We start from the raw sequence: 7,903 nt of genomic DNA on the forward strand, positions 1-7,903 counted from the left end.
AGGCGCAAGACCCGGGCCATCAAGGAATATCGAAAAAACGCGGGCTTGCATGATGGACCCCGCGCTTCGTCACCGGTGTTGACGAATCTCCGACGACCACCGGGTACGCCGGTGGAATCGCGGCGACGAGGGTCGGGGCAGTTCAGCGATGCACCAGGCGCTCGGTGGTCGGCGCCGGGTTACTCCGACACCCTCCTGGGCCGGCGGCCGGCACGGGTGTTACTCGCCGGGCCGCTGGTACCTGACCCGGAAGCGGCGCACCGGGGGATCGGCCTGATGGTCCAGATAGTCCTCGACGTGAACGGCTCGCAGGCCCGCCTGCTCGAACCCTCCCAGCTCGTTCCGGGTCAGGGGCCAGGGCATGCTCCCCGGGTCGTCCTCCGGCTCGCGGCCTCCGGCGACGACGAGCAGTGTCCCCTCCGGCGCGACGAACCCCGCGATGGACGCGATCGCGCGCGCCCGCAGGGCGCCGGTCAGTACCTGCACGGTGAACGCTTCCAGGACGAAGTCGAAGGCGTGGCGCCAGGCCGCCGGCGGAGTGAGCACATCGGCGACGGTGTACTGCACCGGCGAGGACGGAAACCGCCGGCGGCACCAGTCGATCGCACTAGGCGCGATGTCGAAGGCGACGACCTCGAAGCCCAGCCGGGCCAGCTGCTCCGCGTCGTCGCCCACCCCACAGCCGACGACGAGGGCCTTCTGGCCGGCCCCCGTCAGCCCTTCCCGTCGGATCCACTCGAGCACGCTGCGATTCGCTCGGAGGTCGACCCACGGAATCGCGCCGGGGTTCCCCTCGGCCGTCGCGTACACCCGCTCGAACCAGCCGGTTCCGTCGCCGCGCTGCAAGGACTCCTGGGCGACCCCGCGGACCCGGCGCCGCGCGTGCTCGAGCACCTCGTCCGCGGTCGTCCGGATCTGCTTCGCGTGTTCCTCGGCGTGCTCCGCGACTCGGGCCGCGAGGAACCGGATGCTCATCTCCCCGAGCTCCGGATGACGGCCGGTCCGGTGCCATGCGTCGTCGGGCAGCTCGCTGAGGAGGGCGGCGAGCTGCTGATGCTCGGCCATGACCATGCTGACCAGGTGGTCGGCGGCTGGCCGGCGCTCCAGAGTGGCTCGGCGGTGCATCGCCTCATCATAATCGGCAAAGACGGGCGCCTCTTCGTACACCAGACGGCGGATCCGCAAGCCGTGCACCATCACCACGACGTTGCGGAGGTGGACGAGCGTCTCGAGCACCGACCAGTCGCCCGGGCGAGGAGACACCTCGAGCTTGCCCGGCGTCACCCGCGCGACTGCCTGCCGCACCGCGTCGCCAGAGGCTCGGATCCGGTCGATCAATGCCTGCGTCTCGGCCCCCCTAGCCATCGCGTCTCCCTGGGCGACGCCCGTCAGTAGATGATCATGCTCCGGTTCAGCGCTTCTCGGGCGAGAAGAACGGCTCGGTCCCTGCCTCGTGGTCGGTGCCGTCGCCTCCTTCGCGTGCGTCGGGATTCCTACGCGCCGGCGCCGCGCCGGAGTGTCTCCGTCATCCGCACCGCGACCACCAGTCCCGACAACAACGTCAGGGCGGCGACCATGTGAATCGCCGCCGCCATGCCGAGCCAGTCCGCCACGAGGCCCGCCAGGAGAGCCCCGACCGCGTAGCCGAGGTCACGCCAGAAACGATAGACCCCGAGGCCCGTCGCGCGCCACCGCGGATGGGCGACGTCGCCGATGACGGCGAGGAGTGTGGGATATACCATCGCCGTGCCGATCCCCTGGAGGACCGCCCCGGCCAGCCAGGCCGGATACCCGGACCCCAGCACCGTCAGCCAGATGCCGCCTGCCTGCACGAGCATCCCGGCCACGATCAGGCGCTTGCGCCCGATCCGATCGCTGAGCGGCCCGGTGAGCAGCTGTAATACACCCCACACGCCCGGGTAGACGGCCTTGATCACGCCGATCGCCGCGACGCCGAGTCCGAAGCTCCCGAAGTAGAGGGGGTAGATCCCCCAGGCCATGCCGTCATTCAGGTTGTTCACGAGTCCCGCCTGGCAGGCCGCCGAGAGGCTGCGGTTCCGTGCGGTCGTCAGGCCGAAGACCCGTGGCCACGAGGGCGCGTCGGCGCCCGCCGGCCCCTCCGCGCGCTGGGCGATCTCCAGCTCGACGTGCCCCCGCGTCTCGCGGACGAAGAAGAGGGACAGGCCGAGCCCCAGGATCGCGACGACGCCACCATAGTAGAACGGCTCGGGGCGCAGCGAGTAGAGGCTGGCCAGGTACCCGGTGAGCCAGGCCGAGAGGCCGACCGAGAGGTACCCGGCGAATTCGTTCAGCCCGAGGGCGAGGCCCCGGCGCCGGGGCCCGACGAGGTCGACCTTCATGATCACCGTCATGGACCAGGCCAGGGCCTGATTCGCGCCGAGCAGGACGTTGGCCAGGTCGATCCACGCCCAGCTCGGCGCCCACATGATCAGGAAGGGGACCGGCACGCCGAAGAGCCACCCGAGGACCAGAATCGGCTTCCGTCCGACCCGGTCCGCGAGGCGGGCGGCGGCGAGGTTCAGGATCGCCTTGGTGACGCCGAAGCTCACGATGAACGAGACGATGGCGGTCTTCGAGGCCAGGCCGAATTCGCGCTCGCCGATCAGCGGAACGACCGTCCGCTCGAGCCCGACCATCGCCCCGACGAAGGCGTTGATCAGGACGAGGAGCGCGAACTGGCCGAGGTTCGCCCGGAGGCCGAGGGTCAGCGGCCGCCGGGCGGTCTCCGGACCCGTCGGCGCGGCGCCGATCACGCCACGCCGAGGTTCTCGCGCCGGTTGGTCGCGAAGACCGGCGGCTGCGGGGGCAAGCCCTCGAGGGCGAAGCGAACGAAGGCGTCGCGGTCGGCGATGGCGAGTGCGGGGTTGAACCGCCGCTCGAACCCGATGGTCGACATCGGCTTGCCGCTCAGCCCCTTGCCGCACGCCGCCCCGCTGAAGTGCGCAGGGTAGACCTCGACGTGGTCCGGGAGCGCGAGCAGCCGCTGCACGCTCTCGAAGAGCTGCCCGGCCAGCCGGCCCTCGGTCCCCTCGCCGCTCAGGTCCGGCCGGCCCACCGCGCCGGAGAAGAGCGTGTCCCCCGTCAGGACGAACCAGGGCGCGTCGCCCCGCGTCCGGTCGGTCACCAGCAGGGAGACGCCCTCGGGCGTGTGGCCGGGCGTGTGCCAGACTGTGAGGACGACGTTCCCGAGAGCCAGCGACTGGCCGTCCCGCAGCGGCTCGAACGGATAGGCCGCGGGCGCGGACTCGTGCAGGCACACGACCGCCCCGGTCGCCTCGGCCAGTCGCCGGGCCCCCGACACGTGGTCGGCCTGGACGTGGGTCTCGATGACGTGGCTGATGCGAAGCCGCTTCTGCGCCGCGGCCTCCAGGTACGGCCCGATCTCCGGCTGTGGATCCACCACAGCGCCGAGGCCGGCGCCCCCTCAGCCGAGCAGGTAGGCCGCGCAGCCGCTCTCGGGGCGCAAGAACTGACGAAAGATCATGACGCTTCCTCCTTTTCCAACCCGGATGGTTGCCAGGCTAGGGGCGACCGTGATAGAAGTCCAATTCGATGATCCGAACGGATCGATTCGCTCAGCTTATCGGTGGAGCCGTCCGGTGACCCTCCGCCAGCTCGAAAGCTTCCTCGCGGTCCTGGAGCTGCGGAGCTTCCGCCGGGCCGCGGAGCGGATCGGGCTCAGTCAGCCCGCCCTCTCCCACCAGGTGCGCGACCTCGAGCAGGAGCTCGGGAGCCCGGTCTTCGAGCGCCTCGGACGAACCATCGCGGTCACCGAGGCCGGGTGGGTCCTGGAGCCCTACGCGCGGCGGATGTTCGCCGCCCTTCAGGGGGCGCACGAGGCGGTCGGGGAGCTCCGCGGGCTCCGGCGCGGCGCCGTGCTGCTCGGCGCCAGCAGCACGCCGGGCATCTATCTCCTGCCCCGAGTGCTGGGACGCTTCAAGGCGCAATACCCCGGGATCGAGTTGGCGCTGCGGATCGGGAACACGCGCGAGATCGAGGAGCGGGTTCGCGCCAGCGAAGTCGATCTCGGCATCGTCGGGGGGCATCTGGCGGACGCGAAGGAGACGTGCGTCGAGGCGAGCCTGCCTGACCGTCTCGTCCTGATCGTCGGCCCGCGCCATCGATGGGCGAGGCGGGCGGCCGTCAGCCCGGACCACCTGGCCGAGGAGTGCCTCCTGGTCCGTGAGAACGGGTCCGCCACCCGGCGCCTCACGGAGCGGAGTCTCGACCAGCTCGGCGTGTCAGCCCGAGCACGCCTGGAGCTCGGGCACACGGAAGCCATCAAGGAAGGCGTCCGGGCCGGCCTGGGCGTGGCCTTCCTCTCCGAATACGCCGTACAGAGCGAGGTCGCGGCCGGCCAGCTCCGGGTCGTGCGGGTCAAGGGGCTCACGATCCAGCGGCATTTCCACGTGATCCGGCACGAAGCCCGGGAGCTGAGCCCCGGCAGCCGGGCCTTCCTCGAGTGCCTGCACGCCGCCCGGATCCGCGGGACGACGACGGCGGCCGGCCCGCGGAGCGGCCGGCGTTAGCGTGGACGTGTACGATCAAGAGTATGAAGGACTGCTGTGACGCGGCCGCGAGCGAACTGACGACCCTCCGGGAGCGTCAGCGGCATGTCCTCCAGGTGGTCCTCGCGATCAACACCAGCATGTTCCTCGTGGAGTTCGGCGCGGGTCTCGTGGCTCACTCGACGGCGCTCCTCGCCGACTCGCTGGACATGCTCGGCGACGCGTTCGTCTACGCGTTCAGTCTCTATGTGCTCGGGCGCGGTTCCCGGTGGCAGGCGCGGGCCGCCCTCCTGAAGGGAAGCGTGATGGCGGCCTTCGGGATCGGCGTGGTGGCGGAGGTGATCCTGAAGGCGCTCCGCGGTGTCGTGCCGACAGCGGAACTCATCGGCGGCATCGGGCTCCTCGCGCTCGCCGCCAACCTCGCGTGCCTCGGCCTCCTCCTGCGCCATCGCCACGACGACCTCAATCTCCGGTCCACCTGGCTCTGCTCGCGAAACGACGTGATCGCCAACGTCGGTGTGCTCATAGCGGCGACCGGTGTCGCCCTCACCGGCTCGGCGTGGCCGGACATACTCATCGGCGCCGTCATCGCCGGGGTTTTCGCTGCGTCCGCCGCTGGCGTGCTCCGTGACGCACGCCGGCAGTTGCGGGCGATCGCTACCGGGTGACCCAGCCGACGCCTGGTCCCGAGCGTGGCACCGTCCGTGCTCGACCAGGCGCGGGCGTCATCTGAAGCAGCGACACGCGCGGTGGAGCCGGGGCCGCCAACGGCCCCGGTCCTCGCCGGTCCTCACACCCGCTGCATCTCCTTCCCGCAGCAGCAGCGCGGGTTCAGGTTGCCACCTTGGCCCGGCGCCGCGCCCTTCGTGACTTCGATCTCGCAGCCACACGCAGGGTCGGGACAGCGGTATCGTTCGCCCTTCTTTAGCGCCATCTCCGCACCCTCCTGATGCTTCTAGAGCTTGGCCAGCTGACCGCTCTGGATCAGATCGACGAGGACGTTCCACTCCTCCTTCTCGAGGACGACGAGGTTGCCGGCCTCGCCGATGTGGACCTCGTCCGGCCGGATCTCGACCTCCGGGCAGGCGGTGCACATCGGGCAGAGAGAGAACTTGGACGCCATGGGATATCCTCCTCTCGTTCGATGTGGGGGCACACGCTGGCGGTGGCAGTCGTGCCGACGCGCCAGGCCGCTAACGCGGCTCGCAGCCGAGCTCGCAGGGCGGAGAGGTCAGTGATCGTCCGGTCGAGGTCGGCGACCCGCTGCTGCATCATCGTACGCACGTGGAGGCACGGCGTCTGGCCGGCCCGCCGGAGGGCGACGATGTCCCGGATCTCAGCCAGGCGGAACCCGAGCCGCCGCGCGCGGGTGACGAACGCCAGCAGCGGGAGGACGTCGTCGCCGAAGAGACGGTATCCGGCAGCCGTGCGGGACGCCGGCGTGACGATCCCCGCCGCCTCGTACAGCCGAAGCGCCTTGCGGGTGACCCCGCTCCGCGTGATCACGTCTCCGATCAGCAGACCCGCTCGAGCCACGACGCTAGTCTAAACCCGGCCCCTGGGGGCCAGGTCAAGCGGCCCGTTCGGGTCAGCTGAAGCGGGTCGCTCACAGGCGAATCACGCCGCGAGCCGCCGCATGATGGAGGACGAGCCCCGCAACATACGCCGCGCCCATGTTCCAGAGCGCCACGCCGGCCGTCACGGCCAGGACCGTCCGGTCGGCCCGGGAGCACTCTTCCGTCGTGACCGACGCGGCCAGCTCGAGCCCGCCGAACAGGAGGATGACCCCGAGCACGGGGGGCGGGAAGAGGCGGAAGAGCGTCGTCACGGAGTCCGGGAGCAGCAAGGCCACGCCGAGTAGCATCACGCCCAGGATCACGAGGGCCCCGCCTGTCCGCGCCCCGAATCGCACGTGACCGGCCATGCCTCCGGCGCCCCGGCACATCGGCACGCCACCGAGCGCGGCGGCGGCGAGGTTCATGAGCCCGTGGTCCCAGGCGAGACCGCGGACGGTGATCGGCCGGTCCGGAAACAGCCGGTTGTGCTCCTCGGCTGTCGCGATGACGGCGTTGCCGAGGGTCAGGGCGGCCTGCGGCAGCGCGAGGACGACCGTGCCCTGGAGCAACTCGCTCCAGCTGACCAGCGGGACGACCGCCGCGGGCAGCCGCGGGTGCGGCGTCAGGCCCGCGAGCGCGCGCCCGAGCGAGGCGTCCAGCATCAGGGCCGCGAGAGCACCGTAGCCGAGGAGCACCAGCATGGCGGGGACGCGAGGATACCCGAGCAGCACGAACGTCAGCGCCGCGCCCGCGACCCCGACGATCCAGCCCTGCTGCATCAGCCGGACGCCTTCCAGAATGAAGCTCAGCCCGAGGCCGAGCACGAGCCCCCGGACGACCGGCCGGCTGGTCAGCGCCGCGAGCCAGGCGACGGCGCCGGTCACCGCCAGGCTGAGCCATAGCAGCCCCGTGATCGCGGCCGAGGCCCAGATCATCCCGGGTGTCACACTCGCCGCGTGGGCGATCGCCGCCGTCCCGATGGCCTTCATGGGCTGGACGGAGAGCGGCGTCCGGAAGTAGAGACCGGTGGCGACGGCAACGAGCCCGAACCCAAGGAGGACGCCCTGCGGATCGAGACCCACGAGGGTGACATAGCCGACGACGAACGGCACGAGCGTGCCCAGGTCGCCGAAGGCGCCCGCCAGCTCCGCCCGGTTGTAGTCGTTGCCGGCGACCCTCACCGGGCGGTGCCTCCGATCGCCGTGCGGTAGAGGCGGCGCACCGTGCGGTCGAGCTCCCGGCGGAAGCGGCCGTATCGTCGCACGAACGACCGAGCCTCGGGCGTGAGCGAGGCCCCGCCGCCCGCCTCGCCGTCCCGCACCCGCCGCACGAGCGGGCCTCCAATGGTGGCCTCAGCGTTCCCCAGGTAGCTCAGGGCATGGCGATACGACCAGCCGACGCGTCGGGCCGCGGCGCGGATGGAGCCCGTCGCGTCGATCGCCGCGAGGAGGCCGACTCCGCCGTCGCCCAGGGCGAAGCCTCTCGCACCCTCGAGCCACACTTTGTGCCGGATCACGAGGCGATGTGCACCACCGTGCATATCGCCCTTAGCCGATGCCGGGGCAACCAGCGCTGCGTGGCCGTCGCGCCGTGATGCCGCCGGTCGGCTAGAATGGAGCCGTGCTGCCCGTGTTGCAGGCCGTGGCCGCCGCCCTGTTGTTCGGCCTGAGCGCCCCTCTCGCCAAGCTCCTGCTCGGCACCGTCTCGCCCTGGCTCCTGGCCGCGCTCCTCTACCTCGGGGCGGGCGCCTTCCTCACGGCCGTCCGGCTCGGGCGCACGGGCCGTCCCGCGCTCGGGACGGCGCTCCGGGGCTCCGAT

The 7,903-nt window shown here is 71.2% G+C and carries 10 protein-coding genes; 3 read left to right on the forward strand and 7 right to left on the reverse strand.

All coding sequences use genetic code 11. The features are described 5' to 3' along the window. Positions 1-219: 219 nt before the first annotated feature. The 3 genes from VGW35_07120 to VGW35_07130 all read right to left on the reverse strand — a co-directional run bounded on the left by VGW35_07120 (position 220) and on the right by VGW35_07130 (position 3,424). Positions 220-1,365 carry a DinB family protein gene (locus VGW35_07120; GenBank protein HEV8307423.1) on the reverse strand — a complete coding sequence of 382 codons (1,146 nt, stop codon included), beginning with the start codon at positions 1,363-1,365 and terminating at the stop codon, positions 220-222. 128 nt (positions 1,366-1,493) lie between these two features. Next, complete coding sequence (locus VGW35_07125) at positions 1,494-2,774, reverse strand: MFS transporter (GenBank protein ID HEV8307424.1); 1,281 nt, start codon at positions 2,772-2,774, stop codon at positions 1,494-1,496. After that, positions 2,771-3,424, reverse strand: coding sequence for an MBL fold metallo-hydrolase (locus VGW35_07130; GenBank protein HEV8307425.1), 654 nt, complete (start codon positions 3,422-3,424; stop codon positions 2,771-2,773). The genes VGW35_07125 and VGW35_07130 overlap by 4 nt, the downstream gene beginning before the upstream one ends. A 196-nt stretch (positions 3,425-3,620) precedes the next feature. On the opposite strand from VGW35_07130, the gene VGW35_07135 reads away from it, so the two are divergent. Together VGW35_07135 and VGW35_07140 are read left to right on the forward strand one after the other, a co-directional pair. After that, positions 3,621-4,550 carry a LysR substrate-binding domain-containing protein gene (locus VGW35_07135; protein ID HEV8307426.1) on the forward strand — a complete coding sequence of 310 codons (930 nt, stop codon included), beginning with the start codon at positions 3,621-3,623 and terminating at the stop codon, positions 4,548-4,550. 23 nt (positions 4,551-4,573) lie between these two features. Beyond that, a complete protein-coding gene (locus tag VGW35_07140; protein HEV8307427.1) occupies positions 4,574-5,197 on the forward strand; it encodes a cation transporter in 624 nt (207 codons plus the stop codon). A 122-nt stretch (positions 5,198-5,319) separates the two neighbouring features. Here VGW35_07140 and VGW35_07145 read toward each other — a convergent pair whose 3' ends face one another. The 4 genes from VGW35_07145 to VGW35_07160 form a co-directional block, all read right to left on the reverse strand. Then, positions 5,320-5,463, reverse strand: a complete 144-nt coding sequence (locus tag VGW35_07145) for a hypothetical protein (protein HEV8307428.1) — start codon at positions 5,461-5,463, stop codon at positions 5,320-5,322. Positions 5,464-5,484: 21 nt separating this feature from the next. Continuing rightward, a complete protein-coding gene (locus VGW35_07150; GenBank protein HEV8307429.1) occupies positions 5,485-5,652 on the reverse strand; it encodes a hypothetical protein in 168 nt (55 codons plus the stop codon). Between the two features lie 483 nt (positions 5,653-6,135). Beyond that, positions 6,136-7,266 (reverse strand): putative sulfate/molybdate transporter, encoded by a 1,131-nt coding sequence (locus tag VGW35_07155; GenBank protein HEV8307430.1) that lies wholly within the window; start codon positions 7,264-7,266, stop codon positions 6,136-6,138. Next, positions 7,263-7,625: a LysR family transcriptional regulator gene (locus VGW35_07160; GenBank protein ID HEV8307431.1), complete on the reverse strand. Its 363-nt coding sequence runs from the start codon at positions 7,623-7,625 to the stop codon at positions 7,263-7,265. The genes VGW35_07155 and VGW35_07160 overlap by 4 nt, the downstream gene beginning before the upstream one ends. An 80-nt stretch (positions 7,626-7,705) precedes the next feature. On the opposite strand from VGW35_07160, the gene VGW35_07165 reads away from it, so the two are divergent. Beyond that, positions 7,706-7,903, forward strand: a 198-nt coding sequence (locus tag VGW35_07165) for an EamA family transporter (GenBank protein HEV8307432.1), incomplete at its 3' end; no start/stop codon positions are given.

The sequence above is a fragment of the Candidatus Methylomirabilota bacterium genome, assembly GCA_036005065.1.
In the GTDB taxonomy this organism is placed as follows: Bacteria; Methylomirabilota; Methylomirabilia; order Rokubacteriales; family DASRDR01; genus DASYQW01.